Annotated in this window: 10 protein-coding genes and 1 pseudogene; 3 read left to right on the forward strand and 8 right to left on the reverse strand. The window is 66.7% G+C overall.

The features are described 5' to 3' along the window. The first annotated feature begins 28 nt into the window (after positions 1-28). Positions 29-1,447, forward strand: a complete 1,419-nt coding sequence (locus tag ABQ039_RS15135) for a M28 family peptidase (protein ID WP_039519353.1) — start codon at positions 29-31, stop codon at positions 1,445-1,447. Positions 1,448-1,636: 189 nt separating this feature from the next. Further along, positions 1,637-2,689 carry a LacI family DNA-binding transcriptional regulator gene (locus tag ABQ039_RS15140; RefSeq protein ID WP_039525778.1) on the forward strand — a complete coding sequence of 351 codons (1,053 nt, stop codon included), beginning with the start codon at positions 1,637-1,639 and terminating at the stop codon, positions 2,687-2,689. 236 nt (positions 2,690-2,925) lie between these two features. Here the strand turns inward: ABQ039_RS15140 and ABQ039_RS15145 are convergent, their stop codons facing one another. Beyond that, on the reverse strand, positions 2,926-5,862 hold the full coding sequence (locus ABQ039_RS15145; RefSeq protein WP_349777971.1) for a TonB-dependent receptor: 2,937 nt from the start codon (positions 5,860-5,862) through the stop codon (positions 2,926-2,928). A gap of 141 nt (positions 5,863-6,003) precedes the next feature. Beyond that, the gene (locus ABQ039_RS15150) at positions 6,004-9,474 is read right to left on the reverse strand and encodes a LamG-like jellyroll fold domain-containing protein (protein WP_349777970.1); all 3,471 of its coding nucleotides are present in this window, start codon (positions 9,472-9,474) and stop codon (positions 6,004-6,006) included. A gap of 219 nt (positions 9,475-9,693) precedes the next feature. Between ABQ039_RS15150 and ABQ039_RS15155 the strand changes: the two genes are divergently transcribed. Then, positions 9,694-11,658, forward strand: coding sequence for a glycoside hydrolase family 97 protein (locus ABQ039_RS15155; RefSeq protein ID WP_349777969.1), 1,965 nt, complete (start codon positions 9,694-9,696; stop codon positions 11,656-11,658). An 84-nt stretch (positions 11,659-11,742) separates the two neighbouring features. Here the strand turns inward: ABQ039_RS15155 and ABQ039_RS15160 are convergent, their stop codons facing one another. From ABQ039_RS15160 to ABQ039_RS15185, 6 genes and pseudogenes are all read right to left on the reverse strand, one after another. Continuing rightward, positions 11,743-13,257, reverse strand: a complete 1,515-nt coding sequence (locus ABQ039_RS15160; RefSeq protein WP_349777968.1) for a carboxylesterase family protein — start codon at positions 13,255-13,257, stop codon at positions 11,743-11,745. Then, the gene (locus ABQ039_RS15165; RefSeq protein ID WP_349777967.1) at positions 13,254-14,177 is read right to left on the reverse strand and encodes a TrmH family RNA methyltransferase; all 924 of its coding nucleotides are present in this window, start codon (positions 14,175-14,177) and stop codon (positions 13,254-13,256) included. The genes ABQ039_RS15160 and ABQ039_RS15165 overlap by 4 nt, the downstream gene beginning before the upstream one ends. A 322-nt stretch (positions 14,178-14,499) precedes the next feature. Then, positions 14,500-14,682: pseudogene (locus ABQ039_RS15170) on the reverse strand (GNAT family N-acetyltransferase); the annotation flags it as partial. A 69-nt stretch (positions 14,683-14,751) separates the two neighbouring features. Further along, positions 14,752-17,427 (reverse strand): M1 family metallopeptidase, encoded by a 2,676-nt coding sequence (locus ABQ039_RS15175; protein WP_349777966.1) that lies wholly within the window; start codon positions 17,425-17,427, stop codon positions 14,752-14,754. Positions 17,428-17,725: 298 nt separating this feature from the next. Then, positions 17,726-20,851: an efflux RND transporter permease subunit gene (locus tag ABQ039_RS15180; RefSeq protein ID WP_349777965.1), complete on the reverse strand. Its 3,126-nt coding sequence runs from the start codon at positions 20,849-20,851 to the stop codon at positions 17,726-17,728. Further along, positions 20,848-21,921 carry an efflux RND transporter periplasmic adaptor subunit gene (locus tag ABQ039_RS15185; RefSeq protein ID WP_039525759.1) on the reverse strand — a complete coding sequence of 358 codons (1,074 nt, stop codon included), beginning with the start codon at positions 21,919-21,921 and terminating at the stop codon, positions 20,848-20,850. Before ABQ039_RS15185 ends, ABQ039_RS15180 begins: the two co-directional genes overlap by 4 nt. Between the last annotated feature and the right edge of the window lie 128 nt (positions 21,922-22,049).

The following is a 22,049-nucleotide window of genomic DNA, read 5'->3' on the forward strand; positions in this document are numbered from 1 at the left end:
GGTCCCCTTGTCGTTGGAGCCGCCCTGCATGCGTCGCCTCGCTGTTGCCATCTCTGCCCTACTCGCCTGCACACCCGCGCTTGCCGCACAGACCACCATCGCCGATGGCGCGCTGCGCACCGCCGCGCAGCTGCGCGAGCAGGCCCTGGCCGACACCACCGGCTTTGCGGTGGTGGAATCGTTGACCACCGAAGTGGGCCCACGCATTGCCGGTGGCGAGGCCGATCCGCGCGCGGTGGCCTGGGCCAAGGCCAAGTTCCAGTCGCTGGGCTTCGACAAGGTGTGGACCGAGCCGGTGAGCTTTCCCAAGTGGCAGCGGCGCAGCGAACAGGCGGCGGTAATCGGCGCGCATGCGCAGCCTTTGCACATCACCGCACTGGGCGGCAGCCCGGGCGGCACCGTCGAAGGCGAGGTGGTGCGCTTCGAAAACCTGGCCGCACTGCAGGCCGCACCGGCCGGCTCGCTGGCCGGCAAGATCGCATTCGTCGATTACCAGATGACCAAGGCGCGCGACGGCAAGGATTACGGCAATGGCGGCGCGGTGCGCAGCAAGGGCCCGTCGGAAGCGATCCGCAAGGGCGCGATCGGCTTCGTGATGCGCTCGGCCGGCACCGACTCGCACCGCGTGCCGCATACCGGCATCACCCGCTTCGATGAAGGCGTGACGCCGGTACCGGCAGCGGCGTTGTCGGTGCCCGATGCCAACCAGCTCGCGCGCCTGACCGCGCTGGGCAGCACGCGTGTGCGGCTGGCGCTGGATTGCGGCTGGGACGGCACCGCGACCTCGTACAACGTGATCGGCGAAATCACCGGACGCAGCAAGCCGAAGGAAGTGGTGGTGATCGGCGGGCATCTGGATTCGTGGGATCTGGGCACCGGCGCGATCGACGATGGCGCCGGCGTGGCGATCACCATGGCCGCGGGCCACCTGATCGGCCAACTCAAGCAGGCGCCCAAGCGCAGCATCCGCGTGGTGGCCTTCGCCAACGAGGAGCAAGGCCTGTACGGCGGCAAGGCGTATGCGGCCGCGCACGGCAAGGATGCCAAGGACATGGCGCTGCATCAGATCGGCGCGGAGAGCGACTTTGGTGCCGGGCGCATCTATGCGTTCAACACCGGCTCGGCGGCACCGGACGCGTCGCGCGCAGCGACCAGACAGATTGCCGAGGTACTCGCGCCGTTGGGCATCGCGTATGAGCCGAGCAAGGGCGGCCCCGGCCCGGATGTCGGGCCGATTTCCGCCAAGGGTGGCGCCTGGGCATGGCTTGCGCAGGATGGCACCGACTACTTCGATCTGCACCACACCGCCGACGACACGCTGGACAAGATCGACCCCAAGGCGCTTGCGCAAAACGTCGCGGCCTACACGGTGTTTGCGTACCTGGCGGCCGAAGCCGATGGCGATTTCGGCAGCCGCGCAAAAAGCGTGCAGCCGCCGAGCGAATAACTGCATTTGCAGACGTCGCGGGCACTCCTCGGTTGAGTGCGCGCGGCACAGGGCACGCGCACGCTGCGCGTGATCTGTGCCGATCCCGATATCGCAGCGACGATCGCCAGCGGCCAGGCACGTCCTGGTCGCTGCGGGCCTCAAGCACGCCACCTGCCTTTCGCTTCCACTCCAGGACGAGCATACACAATGGCGGCCAAGCGCCAACGCAGTGCGAACAACGCGGCAACCCTGCTGGATGTCGCCAAGCACGCCGGGGTCTCGCCGATGACCGCTTCGCGCGTCATCAACCGCCACCCGCATGTCGGCGAGGAGATGCGCGTGCGTGTGGAAGCCTCGGTCCAGGCATTGGGGTATCGCCCCAACCTGGCCGGCCGTTCGTTGCGCACCAGCGGCCTGTTGCGCATCGGCGTGCTGTACAGCAATCCCAGCGCGGCCTATCTCAACCAATTCATGCTCGGGCTGCTCGAACAGAGCAGCCTCAATGGCAGCCAGGTACTGGTGGAAAAATGCGGCGCCATCCGCAGCCAGCGTGCCGCCACCGAGCGTTTGCTGGCGGCCGGTGTGGACGGCGTGATCCTGCCGCCCCCCCTATGCGATTCGCGCCAGACCATTGCCGAACTCGATGCACGCGGCATCCCGGTCGTGGCGGTGGCGAGCGGTGCACCGATGGCGCAGATTAGCTCGGTGCGCATCGACGATTACCAGGCCGCGCGCGCCATCGTCGATCACCTGATCGAACTGGGCCATCGCCGCATCGCCTTGATCAAGGGCGACCCCAAACACACGCCCAGTGCGTTACGTGCCAACGGCTATCTCGACAGCCTGCAGGCTGCCGGCCTGCCCGTAGCCGAAGAATTGATGGCAGACGGTCTGTTCACCTATCACTCCGGCCTGCTCGCCGCGCGCAGCCTGCTTGCGCAGGCGCAACCGCCCACCGCCCTGTTCTGCAGCAACGACGATATGGCGGCAGCCGCTGTTGCGGTCGCACACGGCCTGGGCCTGCGCGTGCCCGAAGATGTATCGGTCGCCGGCTTCGACGACACCCCGGTCGCCACCACCATCTGGCCCGAGCTCACCACCGTGCATCAACCGGTCACCGCGATGGGCCGCGCGGCGGTGTCGCTGCTGGCCGATGCGATCCGCCAGCGACGCAAGGGCGATCCCGCGCAGGGCGTGCATCAGGTGATGAAGTACACCGTGGTCAAGCGCGGCTCGACGGCCGGGCCACCGGCGCGGTAAGCGCTGCATCGATCGGCATCGGGTAACGCCTGCGCCATCACGCAAAAAAACGGCCACATCGCTTCCCGACGATGCGGCCGAATGGGAGGGTGCCTGACGTTGCCGTCAGGCGTACTGCAGCGCCGCACTCAGCGGCGACGGGAAGAAAGCGCAATGACCGCTTGGAGAGCGACAACAGCGAAACATGCGCGACCCAGCGCGGGGGTTGCGCTGGGTCGCACAACGGTGCAGCCGGATCAGAAGCGCAGACGCAAGCCCGCGTAGTAACGACGTTCGAAGATGTTCTGGTCGTAGTAGTGGTTGGTCCACTGCGCGTAGCGCCGCTCGCTTTCGCCGGTCAGATTGGTGGCCTGGGCGTACAGGGTCAGGTGATCATTGACGTCGTAGCTGAAGGACGCATCGAGATAGCCCACGTCGTCGTTCCAGATCGCCAGCTCGTCGCCCCAGGCACCGCTGTTGACCTGACTGAAGCGCTTGCTGCGCCAGTTGTAGGCCACACGCGCCTGCAGCTTGTCCTTCTGGTACCACAGCACCGCGTTGGCCTGGTGCTTGGAGTTGTCGCCGATCGGCAAGGTGTTGCCGTCGATATCGGTGTTGTCGGTGTCGGCGTCGGAGAAGGTGTAGTTGATGTTGGTACCGAAGCCACTCAACCAGCCGGGCAGGAAGTCGAAGGCTTGCTGATACCCCACTTCAAAGCCCTTGATCTTGCCGCCACCGCCGTTGACGATGCGCTCCACCGGGCCACCCAGCCGCGCCACGCCATCGGCGTCGGGCAACAGCTCGATATTGGTCACCGTGGTGGGGAACGACTTCACATCGATCAGGAACGCACCCACGCTGACCAACGACGCATCGGAGAAATACCATTCCCACGAGGCGTTGTAGTTGGTGGCGCGATACGGATCGAGATCCGGATTGCCGGAGCGGCCATTGAGGAACAGCACCGCATCCGAAGGCAACGCGGGGTTGCGCGGTGGCGTGCCGTTGACCGCATAGAAGCTCACCAGCCCGCGCCCGAGATCGGGCAGGTCCTGGCGCGCCACCGCCTTGTTGTAGGCAAAGCGCAGCTTCTGCGCATCGGTGATGTCCAGCGACAGGTTGGCGGTGGGCAGCACGTCGGTGTATTGGCGGTTCAATCGATTGGTACCGATCGCCGGGCTGACGCCGTTCCATTCGACATTGCCGATGAACACATTGCCGCTGCTCAGGTACTGGTCGATCGCCAGCTTGGTCTGCACGATGCGCGCGCCGATGTTGGCCGTCCACGGGACCGCGCTGCCGGTACCGCCTTCCAGATTGGCCAGAAAATACGCTGCGGTGCTCTTTTCGGTGACCTTGTACGAATCGGCGGCCTGCTGGTAGGCCACGTTGCCGGGGTACAGGCTGTTGAGATAGCCCACCGGGTCCTTCATGACCTGCGGGTTGATCGCCGGCAGGCCCTGGCTGCCCAGGCCGGTGACCTTGAGCGGATCGAAATCGTTGAAATACGCCCAGTAACCGGGAATCGAATTGAACGGCAGCAGGCGCGCTTCGGACACGCCGCTGCAGGTGTCCACGATTAGCGGATCCTTGAAGTAATACAGCGAACGGTTCGGGTCGGCGCAGCTGGTCGATACCGGCGACAGATAGCGATAGGTATCCAGCTTGACCTCGCGCTCGCCGTAGCGGATGCCGAACTGGAAGCCGCGCACCACGCCCTCGTCGAACTCGAAGGTGCCATCGGCGCGGAACGCGTCCATCGTCGCTTCGATCTTGTTGCCCTGCGCCCAGGTCGACATCAGCTGCCAGTTGTCCGGATTGGACACGTCGGTGCCGAGGTTGACCGCCGGATAGGTGCCACGGAAATCCACCGAGGCATCCACTGTCGGCAAGCCGTTGGCGTTCGCCCACTGCGTGATGCCGCCGGCGCGCGTGATCTGGTCGCCACGCGTCACCACCGCATCGGCACGCGCTTCGTCGTAGGTGCGCTGCGCATCGCCATGCACCCAGCGGAACGAGGCACGCAAAGGGCCACCATCATCGAAGCGCAGCTCCAGGTTGGTGTTGAGCGCGTCCGAGTCGGCAACCCCGGCCATCGAGTGGGCCTGGAAGCGGTTGTAGCGGAACTGGCCGTATTCCAGCACGCCGTTGGAATCGACCACCGACCCGGGCTGCAACTGGTTGGTGGCCCAGCCGGTGTGCAGCTGCGCGGCCACCGAGGTGTCCTGGTCTTCGAGCTTGGTGTAGGCCGCATCGGCCAACACCGTCCACGAATCGTTGATGTTGAACTGGAACGAGCCGTTGATGCCGGTGCGCTGGCGATCGGTGCTGCGGTTGTCCAGTTCGGTGGCGACCCAGTTGTAGAAGTAATCGCGCGGCAGATTGCTGGGGTCGGTGTTGCTGCCGATGCGCCCGTCGCCGTTGAAATCGAAGCCCACATTCTGCTCGGTGGATTTCTGCGCGCCGTTGGAATACACGCTGGGGTGCTTGTTCTCCAGCGTGGCGTCGGAGTACGACACGGCCAGCAACGCGCCCCAGCGCTCGGTGCGGAAGCTGGCCAGGCCCGAGTACAGCTCGTTGAGTTCCTGCACGCGGTCGCCGTAGGAGCCTTCGGCCTGGCCGCTGAAGGTCCAGCCTTCCGGCAGGTCGAACGGGCGCCGCGTCTTCAGCGAGACGGTACCGCTGATGCCGCCATCCAGATCGGCGGCGGTCGGCGACTTGATCACGTCCACGCCACTGAACAGCGTCGGCGGGATATCGACGAAATCCGGCTGCGCGCGGCCGATGTTCGGCTGGCCGTATTGGTCGCCGCCACCGGCGCTCAGGTACAACTCGCCGTTCATGGTGGTCTGCACCTGCGGCATGCCGCGGATATTGAGCTGCGAGCCCTCGCCGGCCGAACGCCGGATCTGCACGCCGGGCACGCGTTGCAGCGAATCGGTGATGGTGACGTCGGGCAACTTGCCGATGTCTTCGGCAGAGATCGAGTCGATGATCTGCGCGGCGGTGCGCTTGTTCTCGATGGCCTCTGCCTGCGCGCCGCGCACGCCCTTGACCATGACCTTGTCCAGGTCGGTGACCCCGGCGGCGTTGCCGGCGTCCTGTGCGCCTGCGCTGCCGGCAAGCAGGGTGAGTGCAGCCGCGAGTGCGGCGGCCAGTGGGGTGTGGCGGGTGTTCGAATGCAGCTTGTTCATGGTCCCCTCCCAGGGATGACGACAATCCACGACCGTTTCGAATGGCATTGCAGCAACGGCAATGCGGTATTGGCTGACGCGCAATCGGCGTGTCAGTGCGAACGCCGTGCGCGGGCACGGCGCGGCAACGCGCTGGCGCCGCTACGGAGGCCCGTTGGCAACGCCTGTTGATGGTTCGACATTCCAGCCGCGCACCTGCAGCGTGGCATTGCGCAGGCTCGCCGCGGACGGGCCGCGGATCTCGATCTCGCGCTGCTCGCCCGGCACCAGGCTGAGATAGTTGTCGCTGTAATACGCCGGCAGGATGCGTTGGCCTTGCGCGTCCACCAGGGTCAGCTTGGTGTTGAGCGCAACCTGCTGCGAGGCATTGCGCACGCTGGCGCGCAGCACCGGTTCGGCGCCCTCCTGCAGCTGCGTGCTGAGCTGCACCGGCACTGCCGCCAGCGCATCCAGACCGCGCATGGCCGCCGCATCGCGCGCCACCCAGTAGAAATTGCGCGAACGCACGACCGCGTCGCGATCGAGCAATTGCAGCCGCACAAAGCCCAGGCCATTGGTGTCCTTGAGCAACGGCGCCAGTTGCAGCACCGGTGCCGATACCGCAACCGCCGCGGCCTCCAGCGTTTGCTCGCTCTGCTGCAGCAACTTTCCGTCGGCGGCATAGACGTCTGCGCGCACGCGCAGGCCGCTCACCGGCTCGGCCGCATTGTTGACCACCACCACCTCGTGGCCGGGCAGGTTCATCTGCACATGCAGCATCTCTGCCGCATTGCGCACACCGTAGTAGGCCGCGTGGGTGTCGTAGTCGTGGCTGTAGATCTGCCACATGTTGCTGGGCCAGGCCGGATGGCTCATCCATAGCAGCCGCCCGCTGTTCTTGCTCCACAGCTGCGCGTTGAAGCCTTCGAAGATGGCGCGGTGCGTTTCGTAGTTGAGCAGCTGCGCCTTGCGTTCGAAGTCGGCCAGGCTGGTCGGCGCGCCGAGCTTGTCGGTCAGCGAGCGCATGAAGCTGGCGGTGTCGCCGTTACCGGACTGGTGCCAGTCGTGATACGCCCAGGCATCGCCGATCGGCCACTGGTCCTGCGCCGCAGGTACCGATGCCTGGAACGACTCCAGGGTGGAGAACGAGGGCGTGCCCACCTCCACCGAAAAGCCCTGCGCCAGCTTGTTGAAGTACGCCACCGGCTCGCGGTAGTTGTACGGGCCGCTGCCCTGCAGATTGATCTCGTTGGAGCTGCCGGTATACCAGCGCGTGCCATCGAGTTCGGCCACCAGCTGGTCCAGGCCTTCGTTGAGGATCGGCGCCGGCACGCCTTCGTTGCGCCCGAACCACAGCACGATGGAAGGATGATTGCGGAAGCGCTTGATCACCTCGGCGGCGTTGTCCAGGAACAGCGCCGCGTCGGCCGGCTCCATGTTGTAGTTCTGGGTTGACTGCCAGAAGTCGTTGAGCACCAGCATGCCGTATTCGTCGGCCAGCTCGAAGAAGCTGGCTTCGGTGTTCTGCCCCACCCAGTTGCGCACCACATTGAAATGCGCATCGCGCTGCAGGCGGAAGTATGGCTCCAGCCGCTCGCGCGCGACCCGCTTGCGCCAGTCGTCCATGCCCCAGTTGCCGCCCTTCACCGCAATACGCACACCATTGATGCGCAGTGCCAGATGCGGGGCCAGGCTGCTGTCGTCGAGCTGCTGCACCGCTGGCGACGACAAGGCGCCGGGATACAGGGATTGCGCATTGCCGCCGGGTACCGGACGGATCGCTGCATGCCGCACGTCGACGATGCGCTCGCCGCGTTGCCGGGCCTGATTGAGATCGACCAGGACGCGGCGCAACGCGCCATCGTCGTCGAACAACGACAGTTCGTAGGTCACCTGACGAATGCCGAAGCGCAGCTGCTGCGTGTCCGACGGCGTACCGGCCACTTCGACACTGGCCTGCAAGGTGTACAGCGCCGGCTCGCCATAGCCGTTGGGCCACCACAAGCGCGGATTGGCGACGACCAACTGCGGCGTATCCGCAGCAGTAAGCTTGAGCGTGCTGCCACCAGCCGGCACCGTGACGTCGCGCTGGATGCGTACATCGCCGAAGGCCAGCTGCAACGTGCCCTGCACTGCTGCGGCAGTGTCGTTGCGCAATGGCACGTTGATTTCGAGTTCCGCGCGGTGATGATCCGGTGCCAGCTTCGCGGTGATCACTTGCGTATCACCGAGCGCCACTGGACCGGTGGCATGCAGCTGCACGTCCTGCCACAGACCGGCATTGCGATCGCGCACCGCCGGAATCCAGTCCCAGCCTTCGCTGGCGATGAAGGTCGGCCCGTCCAACGCCTGCATGCCGCCATTTTCGCCGACACCGGCCGTCATCGACTGTTCGTGCGCGATGCCGGGATGTGGCGGCGGCGACACCCGTACCGCGACGACGTTCCTGCCCGGCTTGAGCTGCTTGCTGACATCGAAGCGACCGCGTGCGAATGCGCCGCGGGTACGGCCGACCTGGGTGCCATTGACCCAGATCTCGCCGGCATAGTTGATGCCGTTGAACAGCAGCTCCAATCGCTTGCCTTGCAGTGCTGCAGGCAGATCGAAACTGCTGCGGTACCACCAGTCCTGCCGGCTCAGCGATTCGGGAATCGCCATGTTGTTGAGGCCGATATCCGGATCCGGATACACACCACGATCGACCAGCGTGGTGAGTACCGTGCCCGGCACGGTCGCGGCGCGCCAGCGGGTCTTGCCGGCAGCGTAATCGCTACGCGACAGCGTCGCACCGCTGGCCTGACCGAGCTCTGGTGCCGCAGCGAGTTGCCATGCACCGAGCCGCCATGCGGCGGCATCCAACGGCTGCAGCGCAGGCGCTTCCGACACCGGCCTGGCGACCGGCGCCGGGAAGGGCGCAGCACTCCGCGGCAGGGTCGCCGCCGCTTGCGGTGCGAGTTGCCCTGCCATCTGCTTGACCTGCACACGCCAGCCTGGCGATGCGTCTTCAAAGCGCTGCAGTGCAGGATCTGGCGCCTGTCCGGCAAGCCGTGCGATGGCTGCCGCATCCAGGGCACCGGCCTGTGCGGTGAAGCCTGCAATCTCGCCGCCGAAGTGCTGCGTATACGCCGCCGGTTGCTGGCGCGGACCGAACACCAGCGTGGGCGCGACCGCAGTTTGCTGCACGTTGCCGCTGGCCACCTGGCGGCCATTGGCATACAGGCTCAGGCGCGTGCCCTGCGCAATCGCGGCAACCTGCGTCCAGACGCCGGCGCGCAGCGGCTGCTTGCTGCGCAGCACATGCTCGGCGCCTTGGGCAAAGCCCAGCAGGCCGTTGTCGATGACGAAGAAACGGCCAGCCGCCTGCGGATCACCGAGCCCGGCAATCAAGGCCGGGCCGGTGGTCCCGCTGGAGGGCCGCACCCAGGCGGACAGGCTCCAATCCGCATCGGCGGCCAGCAGTGGGGTTCCGGCAGCGAGCTTCTTGCTCAGCCCGAGACCGCCCGCGAGCACGCGCACGTCGTAGGGACCGGGCGGATCGGCATCGGCGGGTGCAGCCTCCACTGCAGTCCAGGCGATGCAAACACACAACAACCACAGCGCTCCACGGCGGAACGCCTTGCGAACCATCAGCATTAGAGGCCTCTCCCAAGCTCTACTGCCAAGCAACGGTGCACACCACCTGGACGCAACCGCCAAGGCGACGCGTCGTCGCCTTGTCATTGCATCTGTCGTGATGCCGCCCGTGGCTGCCGCCCCTGTTTCAGCGGCCATGGTGCGAGGTAACGTTACCCCAGGTGGATATCGACGACAACCGTTCTGCGTTAGGGTTGGCGCTCCCAGGAGGAGGGGCTCATGCGAAACCTGATCCAGTCCGCATTACCGGCGGCGTGCGCGCTGCTGTGTTCGATCGCGTTGCCTGCAGCTGCGCAGCGTTTGCAGGTGCAGTCGCCCGACGCACGTACGCAGGTGGAATTCACGCTGCGCGAGGGCGGCGTGCCGACCTATCGCGTGCTGTATCGCAACAAAGTCGTGCTCGACGACGCTCCGCTCGGACTGGATCTGGGCCGCGCCGACACGCTCGGCAAGGCGATGACGTTGCAGGGCAGCACCAACGAAACACATGACAGCCGCTTCGCCCTGGCCGTGGGCAAGACGCGTCAGGCACGCGATCACTACCGTCAATTGCGCGTGCAGTTGTCAGACCCCAAACAGCGACGTCTGACGGTGGAATTGCGCGCCTACGACGACGGTGTTGCGCTGCGTTATGTGCTGCCCGACGCCGGTGAGGTGCGGATTCGCAATGAGCTCACCGGCTTTGCATTCCCCAGCGATTACGCATGCTGGAGCTTGAACCTGGGCCGCTTCGGCACCAGCCATGAGGGCGAATACGATGCGATCGCCGCATCCAGGTTGCGCCCGCACAATCTGCTCGAGTTGCCGCTGGTGTGCCAGACCGATGCAGGCGGCACCACGCTGGCGATTGCCGAGGCGAACCTGCGCGATTACGCCGGCCTGTATCTCACCGGCCGCGAGGATGGCAGCCTGGGCGTGTCGGCGAAATTATCGCCACGCCTGGACGACCCCACGCTGGCCGTCAGCTTTGATGCCAAAGGCCGCGATTTCGCCACGCCGTGGCGGGTGATCATGCTGGGTGACAGCCCGGCCAGCCTGATCGAATCCAATCTGATTTCCGCACTCAACCCGCCGCCGGCCTTCGATGCGAGCTGGGTGCGCGCGGGCAAATCGGCATGGGATTGGTGGTCCGGCTCACTGGCCAGCGGCGTGGCCCAGCCGGGCATGAATACCGCCACGATTCAGCGCTACATCGATCACGCGCAGCAATTGAAACTGCAATACATGCTGATCGACGACGGCTGGTATTTCGGCAGCACCGGCGATGGCCAGTACAACGTCGATGCCGATATCCGCCGGCCGGTGGAGCAGCTCGACCTGCCGGGCCTGGTGGCCTACGCACGGCAGCGCGATGTCGGGCTGTGGCTATGGGCGCATTGGCGCGCGCTGGATGCGCACATGGACGAAGCACTCGCCTGGTATCAGCAACTCGGCATCAAGGGCATCAAGGTCGACTTCATGGACCGCGATGATCAGCAGATGGTGGATTTCTATCACCGCCTGTTAGCCAAGGCCGCCGAGCACAAACTGCTGGTGGATCTGCATGGCGCCTATCACCCGACCGGCCTGACCCGCACCTATCCCAACTACCTCACGCAGGAAGGCGTGCTCGGCGCCGAGTACAACAAGTGGACCACGCGCATCACCGCCACCCACAACCTCACGCTGCCGTTTACGCGCATGTTGCTCGGGCCGATGGATTACACACCGGGTGGCTTCCGCAATGTGCGTCCGGCCGAGTTCAAGATGCAGCACATCGCGCCGCAGGTGATGACCACACGTGCGCAGCAACTGGCGATGTATGTGGTCTACGAAAGCCCGTTCGCGGTGGTCGCCGACAGCCCGGAACAATACGAAAACGTACCGGCAGCGCAGTTCCTGCGCGATGTGCCGGCGAGCTGGGATGAGACACGCGCACTCGATGGTGCGATCGGCGAGCACATCGCGCTGGCGCGGCGCAGCGGCAAGGACTGGTACGTAGGCGCGATGACCAACGAGCAGGCACGCACGCTGACCGTGCCGCTGGCATTCCTGGGCAAGGGCAGCTGGACCGCCACCATCTATGCCGACGGCGCGGCCCCGACGGAGGTGCGTATCGATACGCGCAAACTCACCTCCAACGACAGCCTGCAGCTGCCATTGGCTGCAAACGGCGGCGCCGCCGTGCGACTGCAAAAAAAATAAGCTCGGCGGGACGGGCTACGTCCGCTGAGTTGAGCCAAGTTGAGTTGAGTCAAGCGCGCGTACCGTGGCGGTACGCGCGATCGATTACGGCAGGTCCACGCCTGCGCACATCGCCGGGCGTGCATCCTTGAGCGGGCGCACGCCACTGGCGTCGAACTGCAATGCCGCATGCTTGGGCGCAAATGCCGGCCAGGCCGGCAAGCCCTTGGTGTTGGGATTGCCACGCTGCACGAACGCGGCCCAATAGCGCTGCAGACTCACCGGCGGCTGGCCGATCGGCAGACCCTTGAACAGGAACGGCAGCTCGGCGCTATGCGTGACCCGCCCGCCCGGTGCGGCGGTATCGAACACGTAATGCCACACCGGCACGCCGAGCGCGGCCTGATGCTGGGCCACGTTCACTGCCGGGCAACGGAAGGTCAGATCGGTGGACAGCTGCATCGCTGCATCGCCCTGCCGTGCGGCACGCTGCGCCGCATGCGTGCGCTGCGCCTGCAGCACGGCATCGGCCTGCGCCGGATAGTCGCGACGCAGCCGCGCCTGTGCACCCTGTTTGCCGCCGTATTCCAGCTCCTGCACCACATAGCCGATCAACAGCGGCACCTTGGCCTGTGCACCGTCGGCCAGCAACGCGGCCGGCGCACGCGGCAGCACGCGCCCATCGACGACCGCCTGCAGCCAGATGTAGCCATCGTCATCCAGTGCCGGCACGTCGACACCCTGCCCGGCCTTGATCAGCTGCTCCACCGGCAGCGCGCGCAACTGCGCCAGACGCGTGGCGGGGTCATCGATACCTGCGCGCTTGGCGATCTCCACGCCCAGCGCGCGATTGTCCTCCAGCGAACGCGCCGGCAATCCGAAACCGGCGGTGCCGCTTTGCTCGATCGCCGCCGAAAACAGACCACGTGCCAACGGGCTGAGCATCAGCAAGCCCACATCCTGGCCACCGGCCGACTGCCCGGCGATGGTGACCCGCGCAGGGTCGCCACCGAACTGCGCGATGTTGTCGCGCACCCATTGCAGCGCGGCGATCTGGTCGAGCAAGGCGTAGTTGCCGGCGGCTTGATGGTCGCCATCGCGCAGTTCCGGCAGCGACAGGAAGCCGAGCGCACCGAGCCGGTACTGCAGCGTCACCACCAGCATGTCCTGTGCGACCAGGTTGGTCGGCAGATGACCATCGGCGCCGCCGGCCACATTGGCGCCGCCGTGGATCCAGACGAACACCGGCAGCGGCTTGGCCGGCTGCAGCGTTGGCGTCTGCACTTCCACGTAGAGGCAATCTTCCGTACCGCGGCTGGCCATGGCGTTGTTCCAGCCCAGCGCCGGTTGCACGCACGGGGTGGCGGCCTGGGTCGCATCGCGCACGTCCGACCAGGCAGCGGCCGGTTGCGGCGGCTGCCAGCGCAGCGGGCCCAGCGGCGGCGCAGCAAACGGAATCGCGCGGAACACCGCACTGCCGTCGTCCTGCCACTGCCCACGCACCAGGCCGTGATCGGTGCGCACCTGTGGCGGTGCGGCAGGCGTGGATGCCGCTGCGGCATGCGCGCTGACGCTCAGCGCACAAGCGGCGGCAAGCAGACCGGCACACAGGCGCATCACGACTCTCCACCCAACGCACGGGCACGCCAGGCGGCCTGGAACACGGCGGTGGCCGAGGCCACGTTGAGGCTTTCGACCTTGCCGCTGCCGCGGATCGACAACTGCAGGTCGCAATCGCGCGCGAACTGGCGGTCCATGCCCTCGCTCTCCGCGCCCATCACATACACCAGCCGTTGCGGCAGCGCGGCGGCGAACACGTCCTGGCCGCCCTCCACCAGGGTGGCCGCCACTGCGAAACCGGCCTGACGCAGATGCGCCATCGCCGTTGCGGTGTCGGGCAGTTGCACCAGCGGCACCGCTTCGGCGCCACCTTCGGCCACGCGCGCGGCTGCGCCGGACAGACCCAGCGTGGAGCCGGCAGGCAGCAGCAGGCCGGCCACCCCGAAGTGCGCGGACGAGCGCAGGATCGCGCCGAAGTTGTGCGGGTTGCCCACGCCATCCAGCCACAGCGCCAGCACTGGCCCCTGCGGCAACGCGGCCAGCCAGTCCTGCAACGGCTGCGGGGCAACGCGCAGCACATCGGCCACCACACCCTCGTGGTGGGCGCTGGCGGCGAGCTTGCTGAGATCGGCTTCCTCGACCACGCGGTAACCGATGCGCTGGGCAACGCACCAGGCCAGCAAGGCCTTGAACTGCGGGATGCGCGCCTCGCTCAGGTACAGCTTGCGCACCGCCTCCGGGCGCGCCTTGAACACGGCCTGCACTGCGTTGATGCCGTACAGCCGCAGCTCGCGCGCATTGCCGCCGGACGACGAAGCCGCGGACTGCGGGGCAGCAGGCGTGTAAGCCGTTGGCGCCTGCCGTGCCGGCGTGCGCGCTGCCGGTGCGCGCGGCGCGGCGCGGCCCCAGGGATTGTGCGAGGCGCCGGAGCTGCCGCCATCGCGCGGCGGTCGTCCGCCCCGTCCATCATGCTGTGTCATCGTCGTATCCAAGGTTCGTGTTGCCTGCCGGCGCTGCGGGGACCGAATCGCCCCTTCCGCCACCAGCGGTGTTCGTCATCCTGCAGGCCGGCACAGCCGGCGGTGCAAACGCATTGGCGACGATGGTAAGCCACTGGCGCAACGAGCCGTATACGAGGTAGCCGAGGCGCTGCTTTCGAGGCCCTGCAACACAGGGACTCAGGTTGACGTTGACGCTATGCAGGACACGCGGGATCGGTGCCGATGCCGGTGACGGATCTGCGCCAACTCGCCGCGTGCAAATGCGCCTGGCCCACGCGTTCGCCAGCGCACGTGGCCGGGATCAGTCCAGATCGGCCGGCAACTTCACCCGCGCGAACACGCGCAAATCGTGCAGCCCATCCGGCCGCATGATCGCGCCGCGGCTGCAGCCTTCTTCGACAACGCCGTTGCGCAGCAGCACCCTGGCCGATGCCGGATGGTCCCGCCGCGCCCGACTGGCGGAACATGCAGTTGCCTGTAGCCGTTCCTGATGCGATGTGCGCGGTATCTATCGCCACTGCCGATACCGCGCACCCGGGCCGCAGGCCGCGGCTCAGCGCTTGGTGGTTTGCGCCTGCTTGAGCGCGGCGCACAGGCGGATGGTCTCGCCGGTCTGCGCCATACCGCGGTCGGCGCCGCTGAGCGTGGCCAGGCGCGGCTTGAAGAACGCATCCAGGCGGTCGGCTTCTTCCACGCTGCAACCGCCGGACGCGCCCAGCGCCGGCAATCCGCCGCCGTCGAACGAACCACTGCGCTGCACGATACGGTCGAAGTTGGCGGTGAACCACGGCCACATCGACGCGTGCGAGGCCTCATAACTGTGACCGCGCATCAGCAGGCTCTTCATCTCGCCCACCTTGATCGCATCGGTCAGCGCGAAATCACGCACCTGCTTGAGCAGCGCCGGGTCCTGCAGCGTGCCCAGGGCGGCGATCATGGCGTTGCGCTGCGCCGGGTCGGCATGCGTGCGCAATGCATCGATCAGGCTCTGCACTGCCGGTGCGCCGCGCTCCTGCGCGGTCACTGCCAGTGCGGTGCCGAGCAGATCCGGATTGGCTTTGGAGAAGTCCAGCGCGCCGTTGCCGCCGGCCAGGACCGCATCGCCCTGCGCCAGCAGTGCCTTGCGCACCTCCGCGTTCTGCAGGCGCAGCGCGAACAGCCCGGCCAGCGCCGAGCGCAGGCTGGTGTCGTCGATCGACTCGCCGCTACGCCGCGTGTAACCCAACTGACGCAGACGCGGCAGATACGCCTGTTCGGCCGCCTTGCGCAGTACGTCGCGCTGGGCCTGGCTGGTGGCCTGGTAGCGCCAAATCCACACGAAGCGGTTCAGCAGCGCGGTGGACACATCGGCCGATTCGGACGGCGCCAACTGCTTGAGCGCTGCCAGCACGGCGTCGCCGTCGGTATCGCCGTGGCGGTAGGCCGCATCGATCGCATCGGCATAGGCCAGCTGTTCGTTGTCGTCGAGCTGGCCGACCTGCTTGCCCAGTTCAGCCAGCTGCTTCTTGGGCAGGCTGAAACGGTAGTAGCCGGCGCCACGCGCGTTCGGGAACACCCAGGTGTTCTTGCCGGCGCCATCCAGCACGATGCTGCCGCTGCCGTCTGCGAGCATCTGGCAGGCAATGCCGACCTGGTTCTTGCCCTTGCCGTACTTGACGCACACCGGCACGCCCCATTGCTGCGCGGTGGAGCCGGTGGAACCGAGCGGCAGATAGCGTTGCTGCTGCAGCTTGACCACGGTCTTGCCGCCTTCGCGGGCGAGCTGGGTCTGCAGATACGGCACGCCCGGCTGATTGAGGAAGCTGCGGAAGGCGGCCTTGAACTCCTCGCCCTTGCCGGCGGCATCGGCGATCGCATCGACCAGATCGTCGGCGGTGGCGCTGCCGAACTTGTGCTTGGCGATGTAGGCGCGCATGCCCTGGCGGAACACGTCTTCGCCGACGAAAGCCTCGAACATCGCCAGCACCGCCGCACCCTTCTGGTAGGTGATGCCGTCGAAGGCAGTCTCGATATCGCCGTTGCCGGTGATCGGCTGGCGGATCTTGCGCGCGCTGACCAGGCTGTCGTTGTCCATCGCGTACTGCGCGCCGCCGATGCGGTCCAGATTGGCGCGATATTCCGGGTGCAGCTGCATGGTGATCTTCTGCTGCATCCAGGTGGCGAACGCCTCGTTCAACCACAGGTCGTCCCACCATTCCATGGTGACGGCGTCGCCGGTCCACTGGTGGGCCAGCTCATGCGCATTGGTGTTGAAGGAGCGCTGCACGTTCTCGGCCGGCGAGTCCTTGTCCAGCAACAGCAGCCAGTCGCGGAAGGTGACGAACCCGGGGTTTTCCATCGCACCGGCGCTGAAGTCCGGGGCGGCGACCAGATCGAGCTTGTCGAACGGATAACCGAAGGCGTAATAGTCCTCCAGCGCGGCGATGATCGCCGGGGTCTGGTCCAGCGCCGGGGTGATGCGCGGGCCCTGGCCCTTGGCGGCGATGCCGCGCAACGGGGTCGGGTTGGGGCGCTGCGGGGTGGCCGGCATGGCCGGTACGTCCACCACATCCCAGGGGCCGGCGGCGTAGGCGACCAGATAGGTCGGCAGCGGCACGGTCGGAGCGAAGGTCACCGTCTTCCAGCCCTTGCCGGCCGGCTTGCTCGAGGTGGCGATGGTGTTGGCCAGCGCCTGGTCGTCGGTGGGCACGGTCAGGCTGAGGTCGAACGGAGTCTTGAATGCGGGCTCGTCGAAACCGGGGAACGCGTAGCGCGCGCTGATCGGCTCCATCTGCGTCATCGCATAGGCCTGGCCCTGGTACTTCACCTGATACAGGCCCTGCAGCTGCTGATTGAGCGGCGCGCTGTAGACGATGTCCACGGTGAGCGTCTGCGGCTGCAGCGTGCGGCCGAAATCCAGGCGCACCACACCGGCCTGCGCATCGGCTTGCACGTAGCGTGCCGTCAGCGCCTTGCCCTTGACCGGCTTGACCGTGACCTTGCTGACCTTCAGTTCCTTGCCGTGCAGCCAGAGGTGATCGGAGGCCTGTTTGAGCTGCACGCGGATGCTGGTGCGGCCGCTGAACTCGCTCTGGTCCGGATCGATCTTGAACGACAGGCTGTAACGCTCGGGCACCGCCCAGGTCGGCAGGCGGCCATTGGGCACCGGCTCGCCGGAGGACTGCGCCAGCGCGGTGCCGCAGCACAGCGCAAGGAGGGAGGGAGCAAGCAGGCAGGCAAGACGACGCATTGGCGATTCCGGGCATGGTAACCGCCGAAGTCGACCACAGCAGGCCATGACTGTCATGTGACCTTAGTCATTGCACGACCGATGCGGTGAGCGCGCCGCCCCCAGAAGCAACCGGCCGCGCTGCGGCGTCGCATCGATCGCGCTGGCCTGGCGCTGCCGCGCTCGATGGACACAGCCTGCGCCCCGATGTTTGGGTTTTGTTTGCGATGCAGGCAATGCAAACACCGCGATCAACACCGATGCCGCAGCATTCCCGCGTCGTCGACCACCGGCAGCAGCGCACCGCTGCCGGTGTCACTCAGGCATGACCGCCTACCGACGGCGTCTGCGCCTCCAGGGTTTCCAGCTCGCGCGCCACCGCTTCGGGCGACTTGGTGAATGGCGCAATCAGGCTGTAGAACGCCGGCACCACGTACAGCGACAGCAAGGTGGACAGCGACACGCCGAAGATCACCACCACGCCGATCGTGGCGCGGCTGGCCGAGCCGGGCCCGCCGGCCACCACCAGCGGAATCGCGCCGACCACGGTGGCGATCGAGGTCATCAGGATCGGACGCAGGCGCACCGATGCCGATTCCACGATCGCCTCATGCACGCTGCGGCCTTCGTCGCGCAACTGATTGGCGAACTCCACGATCAGGATGCCGTTCTTGGCCGCCAGCCCCACCAGCATCACGATGCCGATCTGACTGAACAGGTTGAGCGTGCCGCCGGTGACCCACAACCCGACCAGCGCGCCCAGCACCGCCAACGGCACCGTGAGCATGATCACCAGCGGATGGGCGAAGCTTTCGAACTGCGCGGCCAGCACCAGATACACCACCAGCAAGGCCATGCCGAAGGTCAGCAGCACCGCACTGCCGGACTGCTGGTATTCGCGCGATTCGCCCTTCCAGTCCACCTGCGCATACTCGGGCAATTCCTCGCGTGCGGTCTGCTGCGCCCAGGCGATCGCCTCGCCGAGCGGGTAGCCCGGCGCCAGGCCGGCACTGATGGTGATCGCACGCAGGCGGTTGAAGCGATTCAGGGTGCCGGCTTCGGCCACTTCGCTGAGCGTGACCAGGTTGGACAGCGGAATCAGCTCGCCACGCGTGGAACGCACGCGGATGGCGGTGAGATCTTCCGGCGCCATGCGGCCTTCGCGGCCGGCCTGCAGCATCACGTCGTATTCCTCGCCGTTGTCCACGAACGTGGTCACACGGCGCGAGCCCATCATCGCCTCCAGCGCGCCACCGATCGCGGTGACCGGCACGCCCAGATCGGCCGCACGCAGGCGGTCGATGTTGACGCGCATCTGCGGGCGGGTTTCCTTGTAGTCCGAATCCGGGCCGACCAGGCCAGGATTGGCTTCCATGTGCTGCAGGATGCGATCGCGCCACTGTGCGATCTCCGCATAATCCGGCCCGCCCAGCACCAGCTGGAACGGCTGGCCGCGGCTGCGCACCAGGCCGCCGCTCACCTGCGTGCGTGCGCGCACGCCGCTGAGCACGTTGAGCTTCTGCTGCAGTTCGTCGGCCACCTCGGTGGTCGGGCGCGTGCGTTTTTCCCAGTCCTGCAGGAACACGCTGACCCGGCCGGTGTGCATTTCCTCGCTGCTGCCGAAGCCGCCGGGCACGCGTGGGTTGGCCCGCACGATGGGCTTGTCCGGGCCCACGTAGGGGCCAAGGATCGCCTCGACCTGATGCATCTGCCCCACGGTGTAATCGAAGCCGGCGCCTTCGGGCCCGTCGATCATGATCTGGAAGTTGCCTCGGTCCTCGGCCGGCGCCAGCTCGGAGGGAATCCGCCCCATCAACCACGCGCTGGCACCCAGCGCCAACAGCATCAGCAGCGCGAAGATCCAGGTGCGATGCACATGCCGCTCCAGCGAGCGCCCGTACGCCCCGGACACTGCCTGCATGCGGCCATCGAACCAGCGATGGAAGCGGTTGGGCCTGGCCTGCCCGTGCGAGCGCAACAGCTTGGACGACATCATCGGCGTCAGCGTCAGCGCCACGAAGGCCGAGATCGCCACTGCCGCGGCCAATGCCACCGCCAGCTCGCGGAACAGGCGCCCGGTATTGCCTTCCAGAAAGCCCACCGGCAGGAACACCGCCACCAGCACCGCGGTGGTGGCGATCACCGCGAAGGCGACCTGGCCGGTGCCGCGCTTGGCCGCCACCAAGGGCGGCTCGCCCAGATCGATGCGGCGCTGGATGTTCTCCACCACCACGATGGCATCGTCCACCACCAGGCCGATACACAGCACCAGCGCAAGCAAGGTCAGCAGGTTGATCGAAAAATCGAACGCGTACAGCGCGATGAATGCGGCGATCAGGCACACCGGCACCGTCACTGCAGGAATCAGCGCCGCGCGTGCGCTGCCCAGAAACACCCAGATCACCACCAGCACCAGCACCACCGCTTCGATCAGCGTGTGATACACGCGCTCCACCGCCGCATCGATGAAGGTCGTGGTGTCGAAGGCGACGAAGATGTTGGTGCCCTGCGGCAGCGATTTCTGCACTTCCTCGGCCTGCGCGCGCGCCTCGCGTGCAACGTCCAGCGCGTTGGCAGTGGAGTTGCGCACGATGCCCAGGCCCACATTGGGCACGCCGTTGCTCTGGAAGTAGGCGCGGCGCTCGGCCGAGGTCAGCTCGACCCTGGCCACGTCGCCCAGGCGCACCACATAGCCGCCCTCGCCCTTGCTGAGTGGCAGCTTGGCGAAGTCCTCGGGCTTGAGATAACTGCGCTCCACGCGCAAGGTGAAATCGCGCTGCGCCGATTCGATGCTACCGGCCGGCAGCTCCACGTTCTCGTTCTGCAGCGCCGCTTCCACGTCGGCCACGGTCAGTTCGCGCGCGGCCAGTTGATCGCGGTCCAGCCAGATCCGCATCGCATAGCGCTGGCGCCCGCCGATACGCACCTGCGCCACGCCGTCCAGGCTGGAGAAGCGGTCCACCACATAGCGCTCGGCGTAGTCGGACAGCTGCAGCGTGTCCATCGTGCTGGAGCTCATGTTGAGCCACAGGATGGGGTCGGCGTCGGCCTCGACCTTGGAAATCTCCGGCGGGCGTGCCTGGTCGGGCATGCGGTCGGAGACGCGGCTGACCGCATCGCGTACGTCGTTGGCGGCCGCTTCCACATCGCGCGACTGCACGAATTCGATACTGATATCGGAAGAGCCGTTGCGGCTGCGCGCCTCGATGGTCTCGATGCCTTCGATGCCGGCCAGCGCGTCTTCCAGCACCTGGGTGATGCGGCTTTCCACCACCGCCGCCGACGCGCCGGTGTATTCCACGTCCACCGACACGATCGGCGGGTCGATCGCCGGCAACTCGCGCAAGGTCAGCCGGGTGAACGACATCACTCCCAGCACGATCAGCAGCAGGCTCATCACCACCGCCATCACCGGGCGGGTAATGGACAGGTCGGAGAGTTTCATCGTGCTGCCTGCGGACGCGTCGCTGCAGATGCAGGCGCGGCCTGATCGACCACCTTCAGGCCCGGACGCAGCTTGCCGGTGCCGTCCACCACGATGCGCTCACCAGCCTTGACCCCGTCGAGAATTTCCACCTTGCCGTCGCGGCGCTCGCCCAGGCGCACGTCGGCGCGCTCCACGCTGCTGTCGGGCTTGACCCGGAACACGTAGGACTCGCGCCCCACCTGCACCACCGCAATCTCCGGGATCACCACCGCCTGCCGCGCCGGCTGGAACAGGCGCACATCCAGCAACATGCCCGGGCGCAGGCGGCGATCGCCGTTGGGGAAGTCGGCCCGCACCGTCACCGAGCGGGTGGTCTCGTCGATGCGCGAATCGATCGCCGCCACCACGCCTTCGAACTGCTCGCCCGGATACGCCGCCGCGGTGCCATTGACGGTATTGCCGAGCTGCACCAGGCCGAACTGCGACTCGGGCACCTGGAAGTCCACGTACATGCGCGCCACATCGTCCAGCGTGGCGATCACCGTGCTGGAGGTGATCAACGAGCCCGGGCTGATCTGGCGGATGCCGAGCACACCGGAGAACGGCGCGCGCACCTCGCGGTCGGTGATCTCCGCGCGCATCTGCTGCACGCGTGCCTGCGCTGCATCGCGCAGCGCGCGTTGCGTATCGACAGTGGATTTGGCCACCAGTTGTTGGCCAACCAGACTCAACTGGCGCCGGTACAGCTGATCGGTTTCCTCGAAGGTGGCCTGCGCGGCCGTCAGTGCCGCCTGCTGCGAATTGCCGCGCAGCCGCAGCAGCAGCTGCCCGGCCTTGACCTCGTCGCCGCTGTCGAAATTGACCTGCTCCACCACATCGCTCACCGCCGCGGTCAGCGCCACCGATTCGCGCGCACGCACGGTGGCGATCGACTGCACGGTCGAGTTCCAGGGCTGGGTGGTCACCGCCTGCACAGAGACCGGGATGGGTTTGGCGGCGGCCGGCGCGGCGGCCTCACGGCTACAACCGGCCAGCGCAACGGCCAACAAGAGCGCTGCGCCGAAACGCGCGCTGGGTCGAACAAGCATCAGAACATCCTGGCGGGGTACGTCGAAAGTTTAACGACCTAGCCGCCATGGAGTTGACAGAAAGGGCGTGCTTTGCACCATGACCAAAGACCCTTGCTGTGGTCGGCGCGATGCGCTGGCTAGCGCAG

Origin of the sequence: Xanthomonas sp. WHRI 6108, assembly GCF_040202385.2 — a bacterium.
Lineage (GTDB): Bacteria > Pseudomonadota > Gammaproteobacteria > Xanthomonadales > Xanthomonadaceae > Xanthomonas > Xanthomonas arboricola.